This is a genomic window from Enterobacter sp. ECC-219 (assembly GCF_043966805.1).
Classification (GTDB): Bacteria; Pseudomonadota; Gammaproteobacteria; order Enterobacterales; family Enterobacteriaceae; genus Enterobacter; species Enterobacter cloacae_N.
Genome location: NZ_CP143680.1, coordinates 963884 through 987783 on the forward strand (window position 1 = coordinate 963884; position 23900 = coordinate 987783).

At 56.8% G+C, this 23900-nt stretch carries 24 protein-coding genes; 19 read left to right on the plus strand and 5 right to left on the minus strand.

Annotated features, from left to right (window positions below; genetic code table 11):
• Nucleotides 1-64: 64 nt before the first annotated feature.
• The 5 genes from ugpB (at nucleotide 65) to ugpQ (ending at nucleotide 5032) form a co-directional block, all read left to right on the plus strand.
• Entirely contained in the window at nucleotides 65-1381 is a 1317-nt protein-coding gene (ugpB, locus tag V1603_RS04455; RefSeq protein ID WP_395313542.1) for a sn-glycerol-3-phosphate ABC transporter substrate-binding protein UgpB, read from the plus strand.
• A 106-nt stretch (nucleotides 1382-1487) separates the two neighbouring features.
• A complete protein-coding gene (ugpA, locus tag V1603_RS04460; protein ID WP_014833586.1) occupies nucleotides 1488-2375 on the plus strand; it encodes a sn-glycerol-3-phosphate ABC transporter permease UgpA in 888 nt (295 codons plus the stop codon).
• Nucleotides 2372-3217 carry a sn-glycerol-3-phosphate ABC transporter permease UgpE gene (gene ugpE, locus V1603_RS04465; RefSeq protein WP_395313543.1) on the plus strand — a complete coding sequence of 282 codons (846 nt, stop codon included), beginning with the start codon at nucleotides 2372-2374 and terminating at the stop codon, nucleotides 3215-3217. Before ugpA ends, ugpE begins: the two co-directional genes overlap by 4 nt.
• 1 nt (nucleotide 3218) lies before the next feature.
• Complete coding sequence (locus V1603_RS04470) at nucleotides 3219-4289, plus strand: sn-glycerol-3-phosphate import ATP-binding protein UgpC (RefSeq protein WP_116343993.1); 1071 nt, start codon at nucleotides 3219-3221, stop codon at nucleotides 4287-4289.
• On the plus strand, nucleotides 4286-5032 hold the full coding sequence (gene ugpQ, locus V1603_RS04475) for a glycerophosphodiester phosphodiesterase (protein ID WP_395313544.1): 747 nt from the start codon (nucleotides 4286-4288) through the stop codon (nucleotides 5030-5032). The genes V1603_RS04470 and ugpQ overlap by 4 nt, the downstream gene beginning before the upstream one ends.
• Here ugpQ and V1603_RS04480 read toward each other — a convergent pair.
• Nucleotides 5016-5393, minus strand: a complete 378-nt coding sequence (locus V1603_RS04480; RefSeq protein ID WP_023326493.1) for a DUF2756 family protein — start codon at nucleotides 5391-5393, stop codon at nucleotides 5016-5018. The genes ugpQ and V1603_RS04480 overlap by 17 nt on opposite strands.
• 123 nt (nucleotides 5394-5516) lie before the next feature.
• Here V1603_RS04480 and ggt point away from each other — a divergent pair, with 123 nt between their 5' ends.
• Nucleotides 5517-7262: a gamma-glutamyltransferase gene (ggt, locus tag V1603_RS04485; RefSeq protein WP_395313545.1), complete on the plus strand. Its 1746-nt coding sequence runs from the start codon at nucleotides 5517-5519 to the stop codon at nucleotides 7260-7262.
• Between the two features lie 88 nt (nucleotides 7263-7350).
• Here the strand turns inward: ggt and yhhY are convergent, their stop codons facing one another.
• On the minus strand, nucleotides 7351-7839 hold the full coding sequence (yhhY, locus tag V1603_RS04490; RefSeq protein ID WP_395313546.1) for an N-acetyltransferase: 489 nt from the start codon (nucleotides 7837-7839) through the stop codon (nucleotides 7351-7353).
• A 309-nt stretch (nucleotides 7840-8148) separates the two neighbouring features.
• On the opposite strand from yhhY, the gene V1603_RS04495 reads away from it, so the two are divergent.
• The 5 genes from V1603_RS04495 to gntU all read left to right on the plus strand — a co-directional run bounded on the left by V1603_RS04495 (nucleotide 8149) and on the right by gntU (nucleotide 13090).
• The gene (locus tag V1603_RS04495) at nucleotides 8149-9186 is read left to right on the plus strand and encodes an oxidoreductase (RefSeq protein WP_395313547.1); all 1038 of its coding nucleotides are present in this window, start codon (nucleotides 8149-8151) and stop codon (nucleotides 9184-9186) included.
• Nucleotides 9187-9309: 123 nt separating this feature from the next.
• Nucleotides 9310-10005, plus strand: a complete 696-nt coding sequence (locus V1603_RS04500) for a pirin family protein (RefSeq protein ID WP_003861565.1) — start codon at nucleotides 9310-9312, stop codon at nucleotides 10003-10005.
• 91 nt (nucleotides 10006-10096) lie between these two features.
• Entirely contained in the window at nucleotides 10097-11092 is a 996-nt protein-coding gene (gene gntR / locus V1603_RS04505; RefSeq protein ID WP_021242747.1) for a gluconate operon transcriptional repressor GntR, read from the plus strand.
• A gap of 126 nt (nucleotides 11093-11218) precedes the next feature.
• Nucleotides 11219-11746 (plus strand): gluconokinase, encoded by a 528-nt coding sequence (gntK, locus tag V1603_RS04510; protein WP_008503362.1) that lies wholly within the window; start codon nucleotides 11219-11221, stop codon nucleotides 11744-11746.
• A gap of 3 nt (nucleotides 11747-11749) precedes the next feature.
• Complete coding sequence (gene gntU, locus V1603_RS04515; protein WP_010436459.1) at nucleotides 11750-13090, plus strand: gluconate transporter; 1341 nt, start codon at nucleotides 11750-11752, stop codon at nucleotides 13088-13090.
• Between the two features lie 114 nt (nucleotides 13091-13204).
• Here gntU and plsB read toward each other — a convergent pair whose 3' ends face one another.
• Nucleotides 13205-15625 (minus strand): glycerol-3-phosphate 1-O-acyltransferase PlsB, encoded by a 2421-nt coding sequence (gene plsB / locus V1603_RS04520; protein ID WP_395313548.1) that lies wholly within the window; start codon nucleotides 15623-15625, stop codon nucleotides 13205-13207.
• A 154-nt stretch (nucleotides 15626-15779) separates the two neighbouring features.
• Here plsB and V1603_RS04525 point away from each other — a divergent pair, with 154 nt between their 5' ends.
• From V1603_RS04525 to V1603_RS04540, 4 genes are all read left to right on the plus strand, one after another.
• A complete protein-coding gene (locus V1603_RS04525; protein ID WP_014830281.1) occupies nucleotides 15780-16148 on the plus strand; it encodes a diacylglycerol kinase in 369 nt (122 codons plus the stop codon).
• Between the two features lie 108 nt (nucleotides 16149-16256).
• On the plus strand, nucleotides 16257-16865 hold the full coding sequence (gene lexA / locus V1603_RS04530) for a transcriptional repressor LexA (protein WP_028015162.1): 609 nt from the start codon (nucleotides 16257-16259) through the stop codon (nucleotides 16863-16865).
• Between the two features lie 63 nt (nucleotides 16866-16928).
• The gene (dinF, locus tag V1603_RS04535; protein ID WP_395313549.1) at nucleotides 16929-18266 is read left to right on the plus strand and encodes an MATE family efflux transporter DinF; all 1338 of its coding nucleotides are present in this window, start codon (nucleotides 16929-16931) and stop codon (nucleotides 18264-18266) included.
• A 120-nt stretch (nucleotides 18267-18386) separates the two neighbouring features.
• Nucleotides 18387-18596, plus strand: a complete 210-nt coding sequence (locus V1603_RS04540; protein ID WP_014882139.1) for a CsbD family protein — start codon at nucleotides 18387-18389, stop codon at nucleotides 18594-18596.
• A gap of 48 nt (nucleotides 18597-18644) precedes the next feature.
• Here the strand turns inward: V1603_RS04540 and zur are convergent, their stop codons facing one another.
• A complete protein-coding gene (gene zur / locus V1603_RS04545) occupies nucleotides 18645-19157 on the minus strand; it encodes a zinc uptake transcriptional repressor Zur (protein WP_116343836.1) in 513 nt (170 codons plus the stop codon).
• Between the two features lie 115 nt (nucleotides 19158-19272).
• On the opposite strand from zur, the gene V1603_RS04550 reads away from it, so the two are divergent.
• The 4 genes from V1603_RS04550 (at nucleotide 19273) to pspG (ending at nucleotide 22703) form a co-directional block, all read left to right on the plus strand.
• Nucleotides 19273-19761 carry a cupin domain-containing protein gene (locus tag V1603_RS04550; RefSeq protein WP_116343837.1) on the plus strand — a complete coding sequence of 163 codons (489 nt, stop codon included), beginning with the start codon at nucleotides 19273-19275 and terminating at the stop codon, nucleotides 19759-19761.
• Between the two features lie 225 nt (nucleotides 19762-19986).
• Nucleotides 19987-21246: a conjugal transfer protein TraF gene (traF, locus tag V1603_RS04555; protein ID WP_208327162.1), complete on the plus strand. Its 1260-nt coding sequence runs from the start codon at nucleotides 19987-19989 to the stop codon at nucleotides 21244-21246.
• An 82-nt stretch (nucleotides 21247-21328) separates the two neighbouring features.
• Nucleotides 21329-22324, plus strand: a complete 996-nt coding sequence (gene dusA, locus V1603_RS04560; RefSeq protein ID WP_320720755.1) for a tRNA dihydrouridine(20/20a) synthase DusA — start codon at nucleotides 21329-21331, stop codon at nucleotides 22322-22324.
• A gap of 136 nt (nucleotides 22325-22460) precedes the next feature.
• A complete protein-coding gene (gene pspG, locus V1603_RS04565) occupies nucleotides 22461-22703 on the plus strand; it encodes an envelope stress response protein PspG (protein WP_166709790.1) in 243 nt (80 codons plus the stop codon).
• A gap of 184 nt (nucleotides 22704-22887) precedes the next feature.
• Here the strand turns inward: pspG and V1603_RS04570 are convergent, their stop codons facing one another.
• A complete protein-coding gene (locus tag V1603_RS04570) occupies nucleotides 22888-23871 on the minus strand; it encodes a quinone oxidoreductase (RefSeq protein WP_395313550.1) in 984 nt (327 codons plus the stop codon).
• Nucleotides 23872-23900: the final 29 nt, after the last annotated feature.

A 23900-nucleotide genomic window follows, 5' to 3' on the forward strand; every position in this document is an offset into this window, starting at 1 on the left:
GCATGTTACCTCGCGAGCATAAAACGCGTGATATCGCGCATCCGGCACAATAAGAGAGATGACAATGACATCGTTACGACACACAGCTTTGGGTCTGGCACTGGGTCTGGCTTTTGCGACGAACGCAATGGCTGTCACCACCATTCCGTTCTGGCATTCCATGGAAGGGGAGTTGGGTAAAGAAGTTGACTCCCTGGCGCAGCGTTTCAACGACACCCATCCGGATTACAAAATTGTGCCGGTGTACAAAGGCAACTACGAGCAGAGCCTGAGCGCGGGCATCGCCGCCTTCCGTACCGGCAACGCACCGGCCCTGTTACAGGTTTATGAAGTGGGTACCGCCACCATGATGGCCTCCAAAGCCATCAAGCCGGTGTATGAAGTGTTCAAAGAAGCGGGCATCAACTTCGACGAATCACAGTTCGTTCCGACCGTAGCGGGTTACTACACGGATTCCAAAACCGGGCACCTGCTGTCCCAGCCATTTAACAGCTCCACGCCGGTGCTGTACTACAACAAAGACGCCTTCAAAAAAGCCGGTTTAGACCCGGCGCAGCCGCCAAAAACCTGGCAGGACCTGGCGGAGTACACTGCGAAGCTGAAAGCGGCGGGGATGAAGTGCGGCTACGCCAGCGGCTGGCAGGGCTGGATCCAGATTGAAAACTTCAGCGCCTGGCACGGCCTGCCGGTTGCGACCAAAAACAACGGCTTCGATGGCACCGACGCGGTACTGGAGTTCAACAAGCCGGAGCAGGTGAAGCACATTGCGCTGCTGGAAGCACTGAACAAGAAGGGCGACTTCAGCTACTTCGGGCGTAAAGACGAATCCACCGAGAAGTTCTACAACGGCGACTGCGCCATTACCACCGCCTCGTCCGGCTCGCTGGCGGATATTCGTCACTACGCCAAATTCAACTACGGCGTGGGCATGATGCCGTACGACGCAGACGTTAAGGGCGCGCCGCAGAACGCCATCATCGGCGGGGCGAGCCTGTGGGTGATGCAGGGCAAAGACAAGGGCACCTACAAAGGCGTAGCCGAGTTCCTCGACTTCCTGGCGAAGCCGGAAAACGCCGCCGAGTGGCACCAGAAGACCGGCTACCTGCCAATCACCAAAGCCGCGTACGACCTGACCCGCGAGCAGGGCTTCTATAGCAAGAACCCGGGCGCGGACATTGCGACGCGTCAGATGCTGAACAAGCCGCCGTTGCCGTTCACCAAAGGGCTGCGTCTGGGCAACATGCCGCAGATCCGCACCATCGTGGATGAAGAGCTGGAAAGCGTGTGGACCGGTAAGAAAACTCCACAGCAGGCGCTGGATTCGGCGGTAGAGCGCGGGAATCAGCTGCTGCGTCGCTTTGAGCAGTCGACTAAATCGTAATCGCTGAAACGCCCGGTGGCGCTTCGCTTACCGGGCCTACGATGTGCCCCATGTAGGCCGGGTAAGGCGTAGCCGCCACCCGGCATTGCTCAGGAACCAAATCTCAATGTCATCATCCCGTCCGGTGTTCCGTTCCCGCTGGCTGCCGTACCTGCTGGTCGCGCCGCAGCTGGTCATCACCGTTATTTTCTTTATCTGGCCTGCGGGCGAAGCGCTGTGGTACTCGGTACAAAGCGTCGATCCGTTCGGGCTCTCCAGCCAGTTTGTTGGCCTGGACAACTTCACCGCGCTGTTCCATGACAGCTACTACCTGGACTCCTTCTGGACGACGATGAAGTTCAGCGCGCTGGTCACCGTCAGCGGCCTGGTTGCCTCGCTGTTTTTCGCCGCGCTGGTGGATTACGTGGTGCGCGGCAGCCGCCTGTATCAGACCCTGATGCTGCTGCCTTATGCCGTAGCGCCCGCCGTCGCCGCCGTGCTGTGGATCTTCCTGTTTAACCCAGGGCGCGGGTTGATTACCCATTTTCTGGCCGAACTGGGCTACGACTGGAACCACGCCCAGAACAGCGGCCAGGCGATGTTCCTGGTGGTGTTCGCCTCGGTGTGGAAGCAGATCAGCTACAACTTCCTGTTCTTCTTTGCCGCGCTGCAGTCCATCCCGCGCTCGCTGGTGGAAGCGGCGGCAATTGACGGCGCAGGGCCCATTCGCCGCTTCTTCAGGCTGTCGCTGCCGCTGATCGCCCCGGTGAGCTTCTTCCTGCTGGTGGTTAACCTCGTGTACGCCTTCTTCGACACCTTCCCGGTGATCGACGCGGCCACCGCAGGCGGTCCGGTACAGGCGACCACCACGCTGATTTACAAAATTTACCGCGAAGGCTTTGCCGGGCTGGATCTCTCCGCCTCTGCCGCACAGTCCGTCGTGCTGATGTTCCTCGTCATCATCCTCACGGTGGTGCAGTTCCGCTACGTTGAAAGTAAGGTGCGCTACCAATGATTGAGAACCGTCGCGGGCTGACGATTTTCAGCCATACCATGCTGATTTTAGGGATTATCGTCATCCTCTTCCCGCTGTACGTGGCCTTTGTCGCCGCCACGCTGGACACCAAAGCGGTGTTCGACACGCCGATGACGCTGATCCCGGGCACGCATCTTTTCGAGAACATGAAGACCATCTGGACCCAGGGCGTGGGCGCCAACAGCGCGCCGTTCTGGCTGATGATGCTCAACAGCTTAATCATGGCGTTTGGCATTACGGTCGGCAAAATCACGGTATCGATGCTCTCGGCCTTCGCCATTGTCTGGTTCCGCTTTCCGCTGCGGAACCTCTTTTTCTGGATGATTTTCATCACCCTGATGCTGCCGGTGGAGGTGCGTATCTTCCCCACCGTGGAAGTAATCGCCAACCTCAAGATGCTCGACAGCTACGCGGGCTTAACCCTGCCGCTGATGGCCTCGGCGACCGCCACCTTCCTGTTCCGCCAGTTCTTTATGACCCTGCCGGACGAGCTGATTGAAGCCGCGCGTATCGACGGCGCGTCGCCGATGCGTTTCTTCCGCGACATCGTGCTGCCGCTGTCGAAAACCAACCTTGCGGCGCTGTTTGTGATCACCTTTATCTACGGCTGGAACCAGTACCTGTGGCCGCTGCTGATTATTCAGGACGTCAACCTCGGCACCGCCGTGGCGGGCATTAAGGGCATGATCGCCACCGGCGAAGGCACCACCCTTTGGAACCAGGTGATGGCGGCGATGCTGCTCACCCTTATCCCACCCGTAGTCATTGTTTTAGCCATGCAGCGTGCGTTTGTCCGTGGCCTGGTCGATAGCGAGAAATAAGATGGCAGGTTTAAAACTTCAGGCAGTAACCAAAAGCTGGGACGGCAAAACCCAGGTTATTCAGCCGTTAACGCTCGACGTGGCGGACGGGGAATTCATCGTGATGGTCGGCCCGTCCGGCTGTGGCAAATCCACGCTGCTGCGCATGGTGGCGGGGCTGGAGCGCGTGACCTCCGGGGATATCTGGATTGACCGCCAGCGCGTCACCGAAATGGAGCCGAAAGACAGAGGCATTGCGATGGTGTTCCAGAACTACGCCCTCTATCCGCACATGAGCGTTGAAGAGAACATGGCCTGGGGGCTGAAAATCCGCGGCATGGGCAAAGGCCATATCGACGAGCGCGTGAAAGAGGCGGCGCGCATTCTGGAACTCGATGGCCTGCTCAAGCGCCGCCCGCGCGAGCTCTCCGGTGGCCAGCGCCAGCGCGTGGCGATGGGGCGCGCCATCGTGCGCGATCCGGCGGTATTCCTCTTTGACGAGCCGCTCTCCAACCTTGACGCCAAGCTGCGCGTGCAGATGCGTCTTGAGCTACAGCAGCTGCACCGTCGTCTGAAAACCACCTCCCTGTATGTGACCCACGATCAGGTCGAAGCCATGACGCTCGCGCAGCGCGTAATGGTGATGAACAAAGGCATCGCCGAGCAGATTGGCACCCCGGTGGAAGTGTACGAGAAACCGGCCACCCGCTTTGTGGCGAGCTTTATCGGCAGCCCGGCGATGAACCTGCTGGAAGGGCGTATCAGCAGCGCGGGCACGCATTTTGAGCTGGAAAGCGGGATGGCATTGCCGATCAACTGGTACTATCGTGGCTACGCCGGGCGTAAGATGACGCTCGGTATCCGCCCGGAGCATATTGCTTTAACCTCTCAGGCGGACGGCGGCGTGCCGCTGGTGATGGACACGCTGGAGATGTTGGGTGCAGATAACCTGGCGCACGGGCGCTGGGGGGATCAAAAAATGGTGGTGCGTCTGGCGCATCAGGAGCGCCCTAAAGCAGGCAGCACGCTGTGGCTGCACCTGCCGGAAAATCATCTGCACCTTTTTGACGGTGAAACAGGACAACGAGTATGAGCAACTGGCCTTATCCCCACGTCGTCGCCCACCGGGGCGGCGGTAAGCTGGCGCCGGAAAACACCCTGGCGGCGATTGACGTTGGCGCGCGCTACGGTCACACGATGATCGAGTTCGACGCCAAGCTGTCGAAAGACGGTGAGATTTTCCTGCTGCATGACGATAACCTCGAGCGCACCAGCAACGGCTGGGGCGTGGCGGGTGAACTGCCGTGGCGCGATCTGCTGAAGGTAGATGCCGGAAGCTGGTACAGCGGCGAGTTCAAAGGCGAACTGCTGCCGCTGCTGGCGGAAGTGGCGGATCGCTGTCGCCAGCACGGTATGATGGCCAATATCGAAATCAAACCGACCACCGGCACCGGGCCGCTGACGGGCAAAGTGATTGCCCTTGCCGCGCGCGAGCTGTGGGAAGGGATGACTGCGCCGCTGCTCTCCTCGTTTGAAATTGACGCGCTGGAAGCGGCACAGGCCGCCGTGCCGGAGCTGCCGCGCGGGCTGCTGCTTGACGAGTGGCGCGAGGACTGGCGCGAGCTGACGACGCGCTTAGCGTGTGTCTCTATTCATCTTAATCATAAGTTGCTGGATGAGGCGCGGGTGAAGATGCTGAAAGACGCGGGTCTGCATATTCTGGTCTACACCGTTAACAAACCCCAGCGTGCAGCCGAGCTGCTGCGCTGGGGCGTGGACAGCATTTGTACCGATGCAATCGACCTGATCGGCCCGGACTTTAGTTCTGCGGATTAAGCATACTGCCGTTCGACTGCGGCGGCAGCATATGCTGCTGTCCGCTGCCTGACGACGTCATCCCCCCTAACATCCCGCCGTTTTTATTCGGCAGCGGCTGCTCGCGCACTTGTCCCTGCTGCACGCGCTGGGTGTTGGCGTTCATCTGGTTTTGCAGGCTCTGCTGCTGCATCTGGGTCTGCGTTCTCAGCTGCTGATTCAGCATCCCTTTCTGCTGCTGTTGCTGGCTCATCATTTCGGTCTGCATACGCTGCTGGCTCGGGATAACATACCCCTGCTGGTTCGGGTTATTCATAGTATTGAGCGGCTGTGCGAGCGCGGCAAACGGGATCAGCGCCGTAAGAATCATCAAGCGTTTCATTGTCATTTCCTCCTCTTGAGGCCTCTCTTAAGTTTACCCTGATTTCACCATGACGATGATTTTTTAGGAGTTGTGAACCAGGCTTAAGCGGGGAATATGGATCCCTTCACCTGGAGAACAATAATGATGAAACCAACCTTCTTGCGCTGGGTCGCCATCGCCGCGCTGATGGCAGGCGGTACATTTAGCGTGGCGGCCAACCCGCCGGCGGCGCCTCCGGTCTCTTACGGCGTGGAGGAAGATGTTTTCCATCCCGAGCGGGCAACCCATGGCATGGTGGCATCGGTGGATGCGCTGGCAACCCGCGTGGGTGTCGATATTCTCAAACAGGGCGGTAACGCGGTGGATGCAGCGGTCGCCGTCGGCTATGCGCTGGCGGTGACGCACCCGCAGGCGGGGAACCTGGGCGGCGGCGGCTTTATGATGCTGCGCACCAAAGACGGGAAAACCACCGCCATCGACTTCCGCGAAATGGCGCCTTCTCAGGCGTCCCGCGATATGTTCCTCGACGACCAGGGTAACCCGGACAGCAAGAAATCTCTGACCTCGCACCTTGCCTCCGGCACGCCGGGCACCGTCGCGGGCTTTTCGCTGGCGCTGGAAAAATACGGTACGATGCCGCTGAACAAGGTGGTGCAGCCTGCCATCAAGCTGGCGCGCGACGGCTTTGTGGTGAATGACGCTCTGGCGGACGATCTCAAGACCTACGGCAGCGAAGTTATTCCCAATCATGAAAACAGCAAGGCTATCTTCTGGAAAGACGGTGAGCCGCTGAAGAAGGGCGACAAGCTGGTGCAGAAGAACCTCGCCAAAAGCCTGGAGCTGATTGCGGAGCACGGTCCGGACGCGTTCTATAAAGGGGCGATTGCCGATCAGATTGCACAAGAGATGCAGAAGAACGGCGGGCTCATCACCAAAGCGGATCTGGCGGAATACAGGGCGGTGGAGCGCGAGCCGATTAGCGGCACCTATCGCGGCTACGAGGTTTTCTCCATGCCGCCGCCGTCTTCCGGCGGGATCCACATCGTGCAGATCCTCAACATTCTTGAAAACTTCGATATGCACAAGTTCGGCTTCGGCAGCGCGGACGCCATGCAGGTGATGGCGGAAGCGGAAAAACGCGCCTACGCTGACCGCTCGGAATATCTCGGCGATCCGGACTTCGTGAAGGTGCCGTGGCAGGCGCTGACCAACAAGGCGTATGCCAAATCCATTGCGGAACAGATCGACATCAACAAGGCCAAACCGTCGAGCGAGATCCGCCCCGGCAAGCTGGCGCCGTACGAAAGCAACCAGACGACGCACTTCTCGGTGGTGGATAAAGACGGTAATGCGGTGGCGGTGACGTACACGCTCAACACCACCTTCGGCACCGGGATTGTGGCGGGCAACAGCGGCATTCTGCTGAACAACGAGATGGATGACTTCTCCGCCAAGCCGGGCGTGCCGAACGTCTACGGGCTTGTCGGCGGCGATGCGAATGCGGTCGGGCCGAAGAAGCGTCCGCTGTCGTCCATGTCGCCCACAATCGTTGTGAAAGACGGGAAAACCTGGCTGGTAACCGGCAGTCCTGGCGGCAGCCGGATTATCACTACCGTGCTGCAGATGGTGGTGAACAGCATCGACTTTGGGATGAACGTTGCCGAAGCGACCAACGCCCCGCGTTTCCATCATCAGTGGCTGCCGGACGAACTGCGCGTGGAGAAGGGCTTTAGCCCGGACACCATCAAGCTGCTGGAGCAGCGCGGACAGAAGGTGGCGGTGAAAGAGGCGATGGGCAGCACTCAGAGCATTATGGTCGGGCCGGATGGGGCGCTGTTCGGGGCGTCGGATCCGCGGTCGGTGGATGATTTGACGGCGGGGTATTGATATGTTGCCGGGTGGCGGTTTCGCCTTACCCGGCCTACGTGTTTCATTCCCTCTCCCTGTGGGAGAGGGTTAGGGTGAGGGCAACAAACTACTTCATCCGCGCCATATAATACGCATCCACATATTCACCGTTGCGCAGGGCATAGCGTTTGCCGGTGCCTTCAATTTCGAACCCGTGTTTTTTGTACACCGCAATCGCCGGTTCGTTATCGACAAACACCGTCAGCTCAATGCGGTCAACGCGCAGCCAGTTATCGCACATATCAATCATGGTGCGCATCAGCGCGCTGGCAACGCCCCGGTTTTGCCACTGCGCGCCCACACAAATCCCAAAATCAGCCACATGGCTGCGGCGCGGGCGTTGCGAGACGACGATGCACAGATGGCCGGCGACGTGACCGTCTATGCAGGCGACGAGCTGCTTAATGCCGGGCTGGTCGGATAGCCGCTCCTGCCACATTTGCTCAGAGGGATGAGGAACCTGTAGCGTGTTGTGGTACACCTCCGGCTGGGCGTGGATCTGACGAATGGCGTCATAATCTTTCGGTTCCGCGTGGCGTATCACTATCTCACTCATTCCTTGTTCCTCAGTCAGTTAAAAGTCCCCTCCAACATCAATGACTTTAAAATTTGAGTCAACCGCTATTTTTTGCAAAAAGTATTGGACAAGTGCGAATGAGAATGATTATTATTGCTTTGCATTCAGGAAGACCCCTACGGGAACCTGAAAGCACGACATTGCTCACATTGCTTCCAGTATTACTTTAGCCAGCTTCTCGCTGGCTTTTTTTTGCCCTTTTTCTCCCTCTCCCCGTGGGAGAAGGCTGGGGTGAGGGCAAAACATGCGCTATGGTAAAACCCAGTAACCTTCCAAAAGGACTGAGCTATGACACTACATTGCGCATTTATTGGATTTGGTAAAAGTACGACCCGCTACCACCTTCCGTATGTCCTCCACCGTAAAGATACCTGGCATGTGGCCCATATCTACCGTCGCAGCGCGAAGCCGGAAGAGCAATCTCCGCAGTATTCCCATATTCATTTCACCAGCGATCTGAACGAGGTATTGAATGACCCGCAGGTAAAGCTGGTGGTCGTCTGCACCCACGCCGAAAGTCATTTTGAGTATGCGAAACGCGCGCTGGAAGCGGGCAAAAACGTGCTGGTGGAAAAGCCGTTCACCCCGACCATTGCCGAAGCGAAGGAACTGTTCGCGCTGGCGAAAAGCAAAGGGCTGACCGTGACGCCGTATCAGAACCGCCGCTTTGACAGCTGCTTCCTGACGGCGAAAAAAGCGATCGAAAGCGGCAGGCTGGGCGACATTGTGGAAATTGAAAGCCACTTCGATTACTACCGTCCGGTGGCGGAAACCCAGCCCGGCCTGCCGCAGGACGGCTCGTTCTATGGTCTGGGCGTGCACACCATGGACCAGATCATCTCCCTGTTTGGCCGCCCGGATCACGTCGCTTACGACATCCGCAGCCTGCGCAATAAAGCCAACCCGGACGATACCTTTGAAGCGCAGCTGTTTTACGGCGACCTGAAAGCCATCGTCAAAACCAGCCATCTGGTGAAAATCGACTACCCGAAATTTATCGTTCACGGTACCAAAGGTTCGTTTATCAAATACGGTATCGACCAGCAGGAGACCAGCCTGAAGGCCAATATCATGCCCGGTGAGCCTGGCTTTGCGGCGGACGATTCCGTGGGCGTGCTGGAGTATGTGAACGACGAGGGCGTGACGGTCAAAGAAACGCTGAAACCGGAAACCGGCGACTATGGCCGCGTCTACGATGCGCTGTTTGAGACCCTCACAAACGGCACGGCGAATTACGTCAAGGAATCTGACGTTCTGACCAACCTGGAAATCCTTGAGCGGGCCTTCGAGCAGGCTTCTCCTGCCACGATAACCCTCGCGAAATAAGCAAAAACGGCTCCTCTGCGCTTGTTCATAATTTTTGAACAGAGGAGTCAATTTTCACCCTCTATGATCCCCGGCCGTTTGCGTCCACACTTACTCCATCGAAACGAACTGAGGGTGAAAACAATGATCTACTTACGCAAAGCAAACGAACGTGGTCACGCAAATCATGGCTGGCTGGACTCATGGCATTCATTCTCGTTTGCCGACTACTACGACCCGAACTTCATGGGCTTCTCCGCACTGCGCGTGATTAACGACGACGTGATTGATGCAGGCCAGGGCTTCGGTACCCACCCGCACAAAGACATGGAAATTCTGACCTATGTGCTGGAAGGGGCGGTTGAGCACCAGGACAGCATGGGCAACAAAGAGCAGGTTCCGGCGGGCGAGTTCCAGATTATGAGCGCGGGTACCGGGGTGCGCCACTCCGAGTACAACCCGAGCAAAACGGAAAAACTGCACCTGTATCAAATCTGGATCATTCCAGAAGAGACCGGCATCACGCCGCGCTACGAGCAGCGCCGCTTTGACGCGAAACAGGGCAAACAGCTGGTGCTGTCCCCGGACGCGCGTGAAGGTTCCCTGAAGGTGCATCAGGATATGGAGCTTTACCGCTGGGCGCTGGCAAAAGACGAACAGTCCGTGCACCAGATTGCCGCCAACCGCCGCGTCTGGATCCAGGTGGTGAAAGGTGAAGTGTCCATTAACGGCACCAAAGCCACCACCGCCGATGGTCTGGCCGTCTGGGATGAGCAGGCGCTCTCCGTACATGCCGACAGCGAAAGTGAAATCCTGCTGTTTGACCTGCCTCCGGTCTAAATAATTTCTCAACCTTCCCTTTAAACGGGGAAGGTTGAGCTTTGTCCGTGATAAACTGAGCAAATCTCTCACTTCAAGATTTCTCAGGACGATGAAAAAGAAACGCCCCGTACTTCAGGATGTCGCCGATCGCGTCGGTGTGACCAAAATGACGGTCAGCCGTTTTTTACGTAACCCGGAACAGGTTTCCGTGGCGTTGCGTGGCAAGATTGCCGCCGCCCTTGATGAACTGGGTTATATCCCCAACCGCGCACCCGATATTCTCTCCAATGCGACCAGCCGTGCGGTGGGCGTCCTGCTTCCTTCCTTAACCAACCAGGTTTTCGCTGAAGTTCTGCGCGGTATCGAAAGCGTCACCGATGCTTTTGGCTATCAGACCATGCTCGCCCACTACGGGTACAAGCCGGAACTGGAAGAGGAACGTCTTGAATCGATGCTTTCCTGGAACATTGACGGCCTGATTTTAACCGAACGTACCCATACTGCCCGCACGCTCAAAATGATTGAAGTGGCCGGTATCCCGGTGGTAGAGCTGATGGACAGCCAGTCTCCGTGCCTCGACATCGCCGTTGGGTTCGATAACTTCGAAGCGGCACGCCAGATGACGGCGGCCATCATCGCCCGTGGGCATCGTCATATTGCCTATCTGGGTGCGCGTCTTGATGAACGTACTATCATCAAACAGAAGGGATACGAGCAGGCGATGCTCGACGCAAACTTAACCCCGTACAGCGTGATGGTGGAGCAGTCCTCATCTTACACCTCGGGTATTGAGCTGATGCGTCAGGCGCGACGCGAGTATCCGCAACTGGACGGTATTTTCTGTACCAACGATGACCTGGCGGTCGGCGCGGCGTTTGAGTGTCAGCGTCTGGGGCTGAAGATCCCTGATGATATGGCGATCGCCGGTTTCCACGGCCACGACATCGGCCAGGTGATGGAGCCGCGTCTGGCGAGCGTCCTGACCCCGCGTGAACGTATGGGCCGCATTGGCGCAGAACGCCTGCTGGCGCGCATTCGTGGCGAGACGGTTACCCCGAAAATGTTAGATTTAGGTTTCACCTTGTCACCGGGTGGATCTATTTGAACTGACAAATTTGAAGTAGCTCACACTTATTCACTTCGCGCACGTTTGGATATTGCTTCTCTTTTGCCCCAGCAGGACAATGTTACCGATAACTGTTACCCGTAACAATTGACTGAGGGACACCCTTTGAGCACGACTAATCACGATCACCACGTTTACGTCCTGATGGGCGTGTCCGGTAGCGGTAAATCTGCCGTGGCGAGCGAAGTGGCGCATCAACTTCAGGCTGCGTTTCTTGATGGTGACTTCCTCCATCCGCGCAGTAACATTATGAAAATGGCCTCCGGCGAGCCGCTGAACGATGACGACCGCAAACCGTGGTTGCAGGCCCTGAATGACGCCGCGTTCGCGATGCAGCGCACCAATAAAGTTTCCCTGATCGTCTGCTCCGCGCTGAAAAAAACCTACCGCGACCTGCTGCGCGACGGCAACCCGAACCTCTCTTTCATCTACCTGAAAGGGGATTTTGAGGTGATTGAAAGCCGTCTGAAGGCGCGTAAAGGCCACTTCTTTAAAACCCAGATGCTGGTGACGCAGTTCGAAGCGCTTCAGGAGCCGGGTGAAGATGAAAAAGACGTCTTAGTGGTTGATATCGATCAGTCACTGGAGGGTGTTGTAGCCAGCACCATCGAGGTCATTAACAAAAGGCAGTAAGTTTTGAGTACATTAACGCTAGTTTTGACAGCAGTGGGTTCGGTATTGCTGCTGCTGTTTTTAGTGATGAAGGCGCGTATGCACGCCTTCGTTGCTTTGATGGTGGTTTCTATTGGTGCAGGTCTCTTTTCCGGCATGCCGCTCGACAAGATCGCCGCGACGATGGAAAAAGGGATGGGCGGTACGCTGGGCTTCCTGGCGATTGTGGTCGCGCTGGGCGCGATGTTTGGCAAGATTCTGCACGAGACGGGCGCGGTCGACCAGATTGCCGTCAAGATGCTGAAATCGTTCGGTCACAGCCGCGCGCACTACGCGATTGGCCTGGCCGGTCTGATTTGCGCGCTGCCCCTGTTCTTTGAAGTGGCCGTTGTGCTGCTCATCAGCGTCGCGTTTTCTATGGCGCGCCATACCGGCACTAACCTCGTCAAGCTGGTCATTCCGCTGTTTGCGGGCGTGGCGGCAGCCGCAGCGTTTCTGCTGCCTGGGCCTGCGCCGATGCTGTTGGCGTCCCAGATGCACGCTGACTTTGGCTGGATGATCCTGATTGGCCTGTGCGCGGCAATCCCGGGGATGATTATTGCCGGCCCGCTGTGGGGTAACTTCATCAGCCGCTACGTTGAGCTACACATTCCTGATGACATCACCGAGCCGCACCTGGGCGAGGGCAAAATGCCGTCCTTCGGCTTCAGCCTGTCGCTGATCCTGCTCCCGCTGGTTCTCGTGGGTCTGAAAACCATCGCCGCACGCTTTGTGCCGGTGGGCTCCAGCGCCTACGAATGGTTTGAGTTCATCGGTCACCCGTTCACGGCGATCCTGGTGGCCTGTCTGGTGGCGATTTACGGCCTGGCGATGCGCCAGGGGATGCCAAAAGACCGCGTGATGGAGATCTGCGGTGCGGCGCTGCAGCCTGCGGGTATCATCCTGCTGGTGATCGGTGCGGGCGGCGTGTTCAAGCAGGTGCTGGTCGATTCCGGCGTGGGTCCGGCTCTGGGAGAAGCGCTGACCGGGATGGGGCTGCCGATTGCGGTAACCTGCTTCGTGCTGGCTGCGGCGGTGCGTATCATTCAGGGTTCTGCAACCGTGGCGTGCTTAACCGCCGTAGGTCTGGTGATGCCGGTAATTGAACAGCTCAACTACTCGGGTGCGCAGATGGCTGCGCTGTCTATCTGTATCGCGGGTGGTTCGATTGTGGTCTCGCACGTTAACGACGCGGGCTTCTGGCTGTTCGGTAAGTTTACCGGCGCGACCGAAGCGCAAACCCTGAAAACCTGGACGCTGATGGAAACCATTCTCGGCACGACGGGTGCGATTGTCGGGATGATTGCCTTCACGCTGCTAAGCTGAATGCGGTGATTTAACAAGCAAAAATAAGGCCCGGTAGCGTTAACGCTTACCGGGCCTTTTATTATGCAGAACGCCAGGCCGGGTCAGGTGAAACCACTACCCGGCTTTTTAACATCACTCGCCCTGCGTGGCGCTCTCAATCGTCAGGCGCACGTCCGAGGTAATCAGCTCAGCCAGCATCTGGTAAACCTTCAGCGTCTCTTCCGGCTCGGCATCGCCCGTATCGCTGATGAAGCCTTCGTCACGCAGCGTCAGCACCAGGGAGCTAAAGACCGCTTTGTCGAAGAATTCAGGGGCGTTAATGCCGTGCAGAACGGACAGGCGCTGTGCCAGTGTCCGGCTCTCTTTCTCCAGCGTGCCACGGTTGATCGACGGGTTCGCGCTCAGCAGCCAGAACGTAATGGCGTAGCGCTGGAGCGTTTCACGCGCACCGGCCGCCAGCAGTTGCAGGGTACGGGAGCGTGACGGATTGATGTGCAGTTCGTCGTTTGCAACGGTAATCAGCCCCTGACGGCGCAGCTCTTCCGTCAGTTTATCCAGCTCAACGGCCAGTTCTTCCTTGCTCCAGCGCAGGAACAGCTCCGCTTTCAGCATCGGGTAGAGCGTCTCAACGTGGCGCAACAGCTCCTGGCGTGAGATGCGGCGATGCTGGGTGATAATGGCCGCCATGAGCGACGGCAGCATCAGCATATGAGCGATGTTGTTGCGGTAGTACGTCATCAGTACCGCCTGCTCGCGCGGCAGAATGATGATATCGCCGATGGTGTCTTTCTCGACTTCAAACTTGTTCATCTGCAGCGCGTGATCGATAAGCTCGCTGGCGGTAGCAGAAGGGGCCGTCGAATCAGCCGAGTACGGCACGTTGCGCATCATGTCCAGGTAGCAGTCCAGCTGCTCTGTGAGCTGTTCACGAGTCAGGGAGCGCTGACGGGAAGCCAGCAGCGCCGTACAGCACAGGTTCATGGCATTGGCTGCACCGGCGTTGTTAATCCGCACCATCAGCTCGGACGCGATACCGTTCACCGTTGGCGTCAGCCAGGCCGGACGAACCGCTTCAATAGGATCGATAGACTCGCGCCACTCCGGAACATGATGGTTCAGATACGTCATCAGCGGCATCGGTTCGCCAAAGTTTACGTAGCCCTGACCCAGATTGCGTAACTTGCTCAGGCCGCGCAGCATCTGCGGCAGGCTCTCTTTCTCTTTGGTCGCACCACGCAGCTCTTTGGCGTACGTGCCCACTTCCATCACGTGCTCATAGCCAATGTAAATTGGCACCAGCGTGATCGGACGGGTTCCTCCGCGCAGCATCGCCTGAATGGTCATCGAGAGCGTGCCGGTCTTCGGATCGAGCAGGCGACCGGTACGGGAACGACCGCCCTCCACGAAGTACTCCACTGAATAGCCGCGGCTGAACAGCTCGCCGAGATACTCGCGGAACACGGTGGAGTAGAGCTTGTTGCCCTTGAAGGTACGACGAATAAAGAACGCACCCAGACGGCGGAAAATCGGGCCTGCTGGCCAGAAGTTCAGGTTAATACCAGCGGCAATGTGCGGCGGTACCAGCCCCTGGTGATAGAGCACGTAGGAGAGAAGCAGATAGTCCATGTGGCTGCGGTGGCAGGGGACATAGACAATCTCATGGCCATCGTGCGCCAACTGCCGCACACGTTCGGCGTTATGAACGTTGATGCCCTGATACAGGCGGTTCCAGGTAAAGCCGAGAATACGATCGGACAGGCGAATCATCTCGTAAGAGAAGTTCGCTGCGATCTCCTCCATCAGCGCAATGGCGTTCTGCTGGGCTTTCTCATGCGAAATTTTCTTGCTGCGCGCTTCGTCTTCAACGGCGCGGGCAATCGCTTTAGAGGCCAGCAGCTTGTTGAACAGGTCCTGACGCGCCGGGAGGCGCGGCCCTACAGCAGCCAGGCGCTGACGGGCGAAGTGCATACGCGCCACGCGCGCCAGTTTTTGCGCGATGATCTTGTCAGTGCCGTGCTCGTCCGCCATCCGGCGAAGGGAGACGGAAGGGGAGAATCGCACAAAGCTGTCGCGTCCCAGCCAGGAGACCGCGAAGAACTTCTGAATGCCGTTAAGCATGCGCAGCGGTGGGTTCTCTTCACCTTTTTCGCGGCCCGGGCGGCGACCAAACATTACCGATACCGGCACCATCTGCACATCCAGGTCAGGATTGCTGCGGTGCAGGTCGAGATAGTCGTGGAACAGCTTGATGGACTCTTCTTTCGGCGTGTAATAGGTAAACACGCGCGGCCCGCCGTGGATGAACACGTAGCGCGGCAGCAAAGTGCCGTCAACTTCCAGCGGTTCAAGCGGGTCGGGTAAATCATGCGCCAGACACTGGGCGCGAAGCGTCAGCAGGTCTGCCTTCGAGTTATAAGGCAAAACGTACATAATAGGGCGCGACGTATCGAGCCCCAGTTCCAGCGCGGGTTCTGCTGGGATAGACTTGCTTTTTACCAGGATGCTTAATGGTAAATTAAGTAATTTGTAGTAAATTCGTGGCCAGCCGGACATAAACGATGTAAAGCCTCTGGTTAATAATGCAATTGCGGCGCAAGGATAACAGAAAGCGCGCAAAATTTCTGTTGTTACCCGTCATACTTCAGGCGGCAGCGAAACGCGCTGCTGCTCCTGTTACTGACGCTCTTTTTTAAAAAAGGTTCTTTTAATGGCCAATAATACCACTGGGTTAACGCGTATCATCAAAGCCGCTGGCTATTCATGGAAAGGTTTCCGTGCCGCGTGGGTTAATGAAGCTGCTTTTCGCCAGGAAGGTGTCGCCGCTATCGTCGCGGTTATCATCGCCTGTTTCCTTGATGTAGATGCTATTACCCGCGTGCTTCTCATCGGTTCCGTACTTCTGGTGATGATAGTGGAAATTCTCAATAGCGCTATTGAGGCCGTTGTTGACCGGATCGGCTCAGATTTCCACGAGCTTTCTGGCCGGGCGAAAGATATGGGCTCTGCCGCTGTGCTGCTGGCAATTATCACTGCAGCCATTACCTGGGTCACGCTGCTTTGGTCACATTTCCGATGAGCCTCGAGGAATAATTAAGTCCCTGGTTTTTTGTGCAGTTTTTGGTTCCAAAATCGCCTTTGACTGTATATACTCACAGCATAACTGTATATACACCCAGGGGGCGGAATGAAAGCATTAACGACCAGGCAGCAAGAGGTGTTTGATCTCATTCGGGATCATATCGGCCAGACGGGTATGCCACCCACGCGTGCGGAAATCGCGCAGCGTCTGGGCTTCCGTTCTCCGAATGCTGCCGAGGAACACCTGAAAGCGCTGGCGCGTAAGGGTGTAATTGAGATTGTGTCAGGCGCGTCGCGCGGTATCCGCCTGCTGGTGGAAGAAGAGACGGGCATTCCTCTGATAGGCCGCGTTGCCGCAGGTGAACCGCTGCTGGCACAACAGCATATAGAAGGCCACTACCAGGTCGATCCTGGTATGTTCAAGCCGAGCGCTGATTTCCTGCTGCGCGTTAGCGGGATGTCGATGAAAGACATCGGCATTCTTGATGGCGACCTGCTGGCCGTTCACAAAACGCAGGATGTGCGGAACGGCCAGGTGGTGGTTGCGCGCATTGATGACGAAGTGACCGTTAAGCGCCTGAAAAAACAGGGTAACACCGTCCAGCTGTTGCCTGAAAACAACGAGTTCACCCCGATTGTGGTCGACCTCCGCGAACAGAGCTTCTCTATTGAAGGTCTGGCAGTAGGCGTGATTCGCAACGGCGAATGGCTGTAATCTCTTCCTGACAGGCTACGCTTTCGCTGTAGCCTGCTTCGTCTTCCATTCCCGGTATTTCCCATGTCACTGCTGACGGCTTCAGATAAGGCATTGTGGCGTCTTGCCCTGCCGATGATTTTCTCCAATATCACCGTGCCCTTGCTGGGTCTGGTCGACACGGCCGTTATTGGTCATCTCGATTCCCCTGTTTATCTTGGCGGCGTGGCGATTGGGGCGACGGCAACCAGCTTCCTGTTTATGCTGCTGCTCTTTTTACGTATGAGTACTACCGGGCTCACGGCACAGGCGTACGGTGCGAAAGACCCGTTACGTCTGGCGCGTGCGCTGGTGCAGCCGCTGATCCTGGCGCTGGGGGCGGGAATGTTGATTGTTTTACTACGCACGCCCCTGATCGACCTTGCACTCCAGGTCGTTGGCGGCAGCGAGGCGGTACTGGAGCAGGCGCGTCGCTTCCTGGAAATTCGCTGGCTTAGCGCGCCCGCTTCGCTGGCAAACCTGGTTCTGCTGGGTTGGTTACTGGGCGTGCAATATGCCCGTGCGCCAGTGATTTTGCTGGTCGCGGGAAACCTTCTCAACATTGTGCTCGATCTCTGGCTGGTGATGGGCCTGCATATGGACGTACGCGGGGCGGCACTGGCGACGGCGATTGCAGAATACGGGACCTTTTTCATTGGCTTGTGGATGGTCTGGCGCGTGCTGGCGATGCGCGGGATCTCCCTTGCGCTGCTCAAAACAGCATGGCGCGGCAATATCCGCAGGCTGCTGGCGCTCAACCGTGACATCATGCTGCGTTCGCTGCTGCTTCAGATCTGTTTCGGCGCTCTGACGGTCTTTGGGGCTCGACTGGGGCCAGAAATCGTTGCGGTGAATGCAGTCCTGATGACATTGCTGACGTTCACCGCCTACGCGCTGGACGGCTTCGCCTATGCCGTTGAGGCGCATTCCGGGCAGGCGTACGGCGCGCGGGAAAGTGGGCAGCTTCGGAATGTCTGGCGTGCGGCCTGCCGCCAGTCGGGCCTGGTCGCGCTGGCATTCGCACTGATTTACGCCTGTTTTGGCCGTGACATTATTGCATTGCTCACTTCGTTACCGGCTTTACGCGAACTGGCGGACCGCTACATCGTCTGGCAGGTTATTTTGCCGGTAGTAGGTGTCTGGTGCTATCTGCTGGACGGCATGTTTATCGGCGCGACGCGCGGGGCGGAAATGCGCAACAGTATGGCGGTCGCGGCGGCGGGGTTTGGTCTGACGCTGCTGACGCTACCCTGGCTGGGTAATCACGGTTTGTGGCTGGCGCTTGCGGTCTTCCTCTCTCTGCGCGGCCTGTCGCTTGCCTTTATCTGGCACCGTCACTGGCAAAATAATACCTGGCTTCCCTCCCGCCATGATATATCGTGACGGTTAAAGATTCCGAATATGAAACCAACCGCCGAATCCTTAACTACAATAATTATCACGTCCAGCAGAAAAGAACGTAACGGACGTTACGACCCGACGCTTAACTAAGAGGACACGATGATGAATAAAGACGAAATCGGCGGCAACTGGAAGCAGTTCAAAGGTAAAGCGAAAGAACAGTGGGGTAAGCTGACAGATGACGATATGACCGTCATTGAAGGTAAACGCGATCAGCTTGTCGGTAAAATTCAGGAACGTTACGGCTACGCGAAAGATCAGGCGGAAAACGAAGTCAAAGACTGGGAAACCCGTAACGACTATCGTTGGTAACGCTGAATAACCCACACAGGCGGCTTCAGGCCGCCTTTTCTTTTGCCGTTAACGCGGCTTTTTCTTCACCAGAATTGAGTGGTCGTGCTGACATGCATCCTGATGCCGACAGGCTTCCACCTCTACGCATGCTGAACACAACCCGTGTGCTTCAATCACGTTATGACGCAGGGCAAAACCCATCCTTGCCGCCAGCGTGTGCATAATGTCCTCTACGCCCTCTGCGCCTTCTTCTTTTACCACGCCGCAACGGTCGCAAATAAACATCGCCGATGTGTGGGTTGGCTGATCGAAAAGATGGCACAGCACATAGCTGTTTGTGGATTCGACTTTATGCACAAACCCTTGTTCCAGCAGGAAATCCAGCGCGCGATACACCGTGGGCGGTTTAGCCTGCGGCTCGCTTTCACGGAGCAGGTCGAGCAGATCGTAGGCGCTGATTGCCCCCTGTTGCAGGCTCATCAGGCGCAAGACTTCAAGGCGCTGAGGGGTCAGGCGCACATTGCGTTGCGCGCACAGCTTTTCGGCCTGCGCTAACAGCTCTTTTGTGGACTTATCCATTTAGCACCTCGGATGTTCTGGGATGTAAAACCCTCACTTTACCATGTTATGGCAAAAACACCGATATCCGCCAGGCTGTGCTATACCTGGCGCATCGCAAACCGGGAATGTAACCATGAAAAAACCAGACTGTATTACGCACTGGCGCGAGGTAGAAGGACCAGATGACGCCACCTACCCCGACAGTAACGAGCTTTTTTCCATCGGTGCACCGCTGGCTCGCAGCCTGGGCCTCAGGCGCATAGGCATCCATCATGAGCGTTTACCGCCAGGACGTCGGACGTCCTATCCCCATGCGGAAAGTGACGAAGAAGAGTTTATCTACGTGCTTGAGGGCTATCCCGAAGCCTGGATTAATGGCTATTTGTGGAAGCTTGAACCCGGTGACAGCGTGGGCTTTCCCGCCGGAACGGGCGTGTGCCACACCTTTATCAACAATACGGACGAAGAGGTTCGGTTACTGGTGGTGGGTGAGGCCAACAAGAAGCAAAACCGCATCTACTATCCGCTCAACCCGGTCTATGCCGCCACGCGAGAGGACCGCTGGGTAGATCATCCCCCTCAATTTTTTGGCCCACATGATGGAAAACCTGTGAAAAAATAATTTCCTCTTCTATAAATATTGAGGGCCGTCACAAATTACAACAGGCCGTAAGGGAGTTTTACTTAGGGAGTGAATTAGCGGGTCTTTTTATCTTTATTCACAGCAATAGTTCGCGCCTGTTTGGGGGATAACAGACAGGGGTTATTTCATAACAGACTATAAGACGGGCATACTGTGAAAAAACATTTTAAATTTTCGGTGGTTAGCATCGCTGTCTCCTTGTTTATGGCAAATCAGGCGGGAGCAGCCAATACCTGGACAGAATCACGTAGCGACGCGATGGGGGGGACCGGCGTTGCTTCGGGCAGTTATGGCAGCGGGGCATTAATCAACCCCGCACTGCTTGCAAAGGCAAAACCGGACGATGATGTGACGGTCATTTTGCCGTCCGTTGGGGTGCAGGTGACGGATGAAGACAATCTTCAGGATGAAATTGATACCATCAACGACAAAATCAATCATTATAAAGATGTGGTTGATAACCTTACGCCAATTCAGGTCATCACCAATCCGCTAGGCTCGATTAATCAGTTCCAGGGCGCGGCCAAAGATCTGGCCGATGAACTGGACTATCTCAAGGGTAAAACCGCACGCGCGACGGCAGGGGCAGGGCTTGCCGTGAGTATCCCTAACGATGTGCTTTCCGTGGCCTTTATGGCGAAAGGCTATGCCCATGGTCGGGTCAGTTCGTCTATCGATCAGCAGGATATTGATTATCTGCGCAGTATTCAAAGAAGCAATGTGGTGGCTGCCGGTGTTGCCCTGGACGCTGCGCTGAACGGCACGGATCAGATCACTAAAAACCTCAACTCAACGGCGTCCGGTCGGGCGGCGATTGTGTCTGACTATGGCGTTGCCGTTGCCCGCCAGTTTGACCTTGGCGGTGTTCCGGTTTCCGTGGGCGTGACGCCAAAACTGCAAAAAACCTGGATCTATAACTACACCACCTCAATCTACGATTACGACAGTAATAAGTGGAACGACAGCCGCTACCGTACAGACGATACCGGCTTTAACGTCGATGCCGGTATTGCCGCTGATTTTGGCGAACACTGGACGGTCGGCGTGAGCGGGCAAAACCTGATGTCGCGCGATATCGACACCAAAGATATCCGCATCCGCAACGGGCGTACGGGGGAAGTGGTGAGCTATAAAGACACCTACCAGATCCGTCCGCTGGTGACCGCGGGCGCCGCCTGGCACAACGATCTGGTGACCCTGACCGCCGATGGCGATCTGACCGAAACCAAAGGCTTCAAGAGCGAAGATACGTCGCAGTATGTTGGGGTCGGTGCTGAAGTGACTCCGCTGAGCTGGCTGGCGGTGCGCGCCGGTTATCGCGCGGACATGAAAGGTAACGACAGCAACGTCTTTACCGGCGGTGTTGGTTTCGCGCCGTTCAGTACCGTTCATGTTGACCTGATGGGCCTGTACGGTGAAGACGAAACCTGGGGCGCAGGGGCTCAGCTGAGTATGACGTTCTAAAGTCTACCGGGGGCGATGCGCCTCCGGCTTTTCTTTGTGCTATAGTAGCGCCCCTTTTCCACCAGATGCTTAAAACTTCGCCATGTCGTCAGAATACCAGACCGCTTTCCCTGCACACCGTTTCTCTATTGCGCCGATGCTCGACTGGACGGACAGACACTGCCGCTATTTCCTGCGTCAGCTCTCCCGCCATACGCTGCTGTACACGGAAATGGTGACCACGGGCGCAATCATTCACGGGAAGGGCGACTACCTGGCATACAGCGAAGAAGAGCATCCGGTTGCCCTGCAGCTGGGGGGCAGCGATCCGGCCGCGCTGGCGCAGTGCGCGAGGCTGGCGGAAGAACGCGGCTACGACGAGATCAACCTCAACGTTGGCTGTCCTTCCGACCGCGTGCAAAACGGCATGTTCGGCGCCTGTCTGATGGGCAATGCACAGCTGGTGGCGGACTGTATCAAGGCGATGCGTGATGTGGTCTCCATACCGGTAACGGTCAAAACCCGTATCGGAATTGATGACCAGGACAGCTACGAATTCCTGTGCGATTTCATCAACACGGTATCCGGGAAAGGCGAGTGCGAGATGTTTATCATTCACGCCCGGAAAGCCTGGCTCTCCGGCCTCAGCCCGAAAGAGAACCGTGAGATCCCGCCGCTGGATTATCCGCGCGTGTATCAACTGAAACGTGATTTCCCGCACCTCACGATGTCAATTAACGGCGGTATCAAGTCGCTGGAAGAGGCCAAAGCGCACCTTGAACATATGGATGGCGTGATGGTCGGGCGCGAGGCGTATCAGAATCCGGGCATTCTGGCGACGGTCGACCGCGAAATCTTTGGCATCGAAGGCGCGGACACCGATCCGGTTGCCGTCGTGCGTGCGATGTACCCTTACATTGAGCGCGAGCTGAGCAATGGCACTTATCTCGGCCATATCACTCGCCATATGCTTGGCCTGTTCCAGGGTATTCCGGGCGCGCGTCAGTGGCGTCGCTACCTGAGCGAGAATGCGCATAAAGCCGGTGCCGATATTGAAGTGCTGGAACATGCGCTGCGACTGGTGGCAGACAAGCGATAACTTTCGCTAAAAGTTCGTCAAATTCACCACGCCCTGCGAATTCTCGCGGGGCGTTTTGCTTTAAGAACAATGCGTTAGCTTTGGCATGATTCTTGTAATGATTGCAGCAACATTCGGGAACTCGTGGGAGAGCACCATGCTGGAACTACTTTTTATCATTGGCTTTTTTGTCATGCTGTTAGCCACAGGCGTGTCGCTGCTCGGCATTCTGGCCGCGCTCGTTGTGGCGACAGTGGTAATGTTTATCGGCGGGTTATTTGCCCTGACGATCAAACTGCTGCCGTGGCTGCTGCTGGCTATCGCCGTGGTGTGGGTAATACGGGCGATTAAAGCGCCAAAATTGCCGACTTATCAGCGCAATAACCGCTTCCGTTACTAAGGTATTGAGGGGTTCGTCACATACTTGTAACTTTTCCGGCAGCATGGCTTAGAACAGAATAGGATTTACTTATCGAATCTGTCACTATGACTGCCGCTACAGAATTCATCGAGCTGTACCCTACATACAGCCGAACTAAAAAAAGAAAGGGCTTCCCACGGGAAGCCCAATTTCTTTTAAGGGGTCAGGGAATTAACAAACTTGAACCCTGCGTCGCCCGGCTTTCCAGCACCTCATGAGCACGCCGTGCATCGGTTAGCGGGTATTTCTGCGCATCTGCCACATCCACCTTAATCACGCCGCTGGCGATCAGCGAGAACAGCTCGTTGCTGGCTTCCTCCAGCTCTTCCCGGTTGGTGATGTAACCCTGCAAAGAAGGGCGCGTCACGTACAGAGACCCTTTCTGGTTCAGAATGCCCAGATTAACGCCGGTTACAGCGCCTGAGGCGTTACCGAAGCTCACCATCAGCCCACGACGCTGAAGGCAGTCCAGCGACGCCTCCCAGGTATCTTTCCCCACCGAGTCATACACCACGCGTACTTTTTTGCCGCCAGTGATCTCTTTTAGCCGCTCGACGACGCTCTCTTCCCGGTAGTTGATCACCTGCCACGCGCCCGCGTCCAGCGCACGCTGCGCTTTTTGCGCACTGCCTGTGGTGCCGATGAGCTTCGCGCCTAAGGCTTTCGCCCACTGGCAGGCAATCAGCCCCACGCCACCGGCGGCAGCGTGGAACAGGAACTGCTCATCGGGCTTAATTTCGTAGGTTTTGCGCAGCAGATAATAAACTGTCAGCCCTTTCAGGAATGAGGCGGCCGCCTGCTCAAAGGAGATGGCGTTCGGCAGCAGAGCGGCTTTGTCCGCCGGGACGTTGTGGACGGAGCTGTAAGCGCCCAGGGCAGACTGCGCATACACCACACGATCGCCTTCTTTGATATGCTTAACCGCACTGCCCAGTTTGCTGACGATGCCGGCCGCTTCAGTGCCCAGGCCGCTCGGCATTGACGGAGGCGGGTAGAGGCCGCCGCGAATATAGGTATCGATGTAGTTAATGCCGATAGCTTTGTTTTCAACCTGGATTTCGTTCTCCCCAGGCGCAGCGGGGGTAAACTCCACCGCTTTCAGCACTTCAGGACCGCCGTGTTTCTGGAACTCAATGCGCGTTGCCATGCTCCCTCCGTAAGAAAAATATGGTAATC

Bases quoted from the DNA above. Each gene is read 5' to 3' on its own strand.
- V1603_RS04525 (WP_014830281.1), top strand. From the start codon at position 15,780: ATGGCCAATAATACCACTGGGTTAACGCGTATCATCAAAGCCGCTGGC.
- traF (WP_208327162.1), top strand. From the start codon at position 19,987: ATGGCAAATCAGGCGGGAGCAGCCAATACCTGGACAGAATCACGTAGC.
- dinF (WP_395313549.1), top strand. From the start codon at position 16,929: ATGTCACTGCTGACGGCTTCAGATAAGGCATTGTGGCGTCTTGCCCTG.
- V1603_RS04470 (WP_116343993.1), top strand. From the start codon at position 3,219: ATGGCAGGTTTAAAACTTCAGGCAGTAACCAAAAGCTGGGACGGCAAA.
- pspG (WP_166709790.1), top strand. From the start codon at position 22,461: ATGCTGGAACTACTTTTTATCATTGGCTTTTTTGTCATGCTGTTAGCC.
- dusA (WP_320720755.1), top strand. From the start codon at position 21,329: ATGTCGTCAGAATACCAGACCGCTTTCCCTGCACACCGTTTCTCTATT.
- V1603_RS04540 (WP_014882139.1), top strand. From the start codon at position 18,387: ATGAATAAAGACGAAATCGGCGGCAACTGGAAGCAGTTCAAAGGTAAA.
- ugpE (WP_395313543.1), top strand. From the start codon at position 2,372: ATGATTGAGAACCGTCGCGGGCTGACGATTTTCAGCCATACCATGCTG.
- yhhY (WP_395313546.1), bottom strand. From the start codon at position 7,839: ATGAGTGAGATAGTGATACGCCACGCGGAACCGAAAGATTATGACGCC.
- V1603_RS04500 (WP_003861565.1), top strand. From the start codon at position 9,310: ATGATCTACTTACGCAAAGCAAACGAACGTGGTCACGCAAATCATGGC.
- zur (WP_116343836.1), bottom strand. From the start codon at position 19,157: ATGGATAAGTCCACAAAAGAGCTGTTAGCGCAGGCCGAAAAGCTGTGC.
- V1603_RS04570 (WP_395313550.1), bottom strand. From the start codon at position 23,871: ATGGCAACGCGCATTGAGTTCCAGAAACACGGCGGTCCTGAAGTGCTG.
- ugpB (WP_395313542.1), top strand. From the start codon at position 65: ATGACATCGTTACGACACACAGCTTTGGGTCTGGCACTGGGTCTGGCT.
- ugpQ (WP_395313544.1), top strand. From the start codon at position 4,286: ATGAGCAACTGGCCTTATCCCCACGTCGTCGCCCACCGGGGCGGCGGT.
- V1603_RS04495 (WP_395313547.1), top strand. From the start codon at position 8,149: ATGACACTACATTGCGCATTTATTGGATTTGGTAAAAGTACGACCCGC.
- plsB (WP_395313548.1), bottom strand. From the start codon at position 15,625: ATGTCCGGCTGGCCACGAATTTACTACAAATTACTTAATTTACCATTA.
- V1603_RS04480 (WP_023326493.1), bottom strand. From the start codon at position 5,393: ATGAAACGCTTGATGATTCTTACGGCGCTGATCCCGTTTGCCGCGCTC.
- ggt (WP_395313545.1), top strand. From the start codon at position 5,517: ATGATGAAACCAACCTTCTTGCGCTGGGTCGCCATCGCCGCGCTGATG.
- gntR (WP_021242747.1), top strand. From the start codon at position 10,097: ATGAAAAAGAAACGCCCCGTACTTCAGGATGTCGCCGATCGCGTCGGT.
- lexA (WP_028015162.1), top strand. From the start codon at position 16,257: ATGAAAGCATTAACGACCAGGCAGCAAGAGGTGTTTGATCTCATTCGG.
- V1603_RS04550 (WP_116343837.1), top strand. From the start codon at position 19,273: ATGAAAAAACCAGACTGTATTACGCACTGGCGCGAGGTAGAAGGACCA.
- ugpA (WP_014833586.1), top strand. From the start codon at position 1,488: ATGTCATCATCCCGTCCGGTGTTCCGTTCCCGCTGGCTGCCGTACCTG.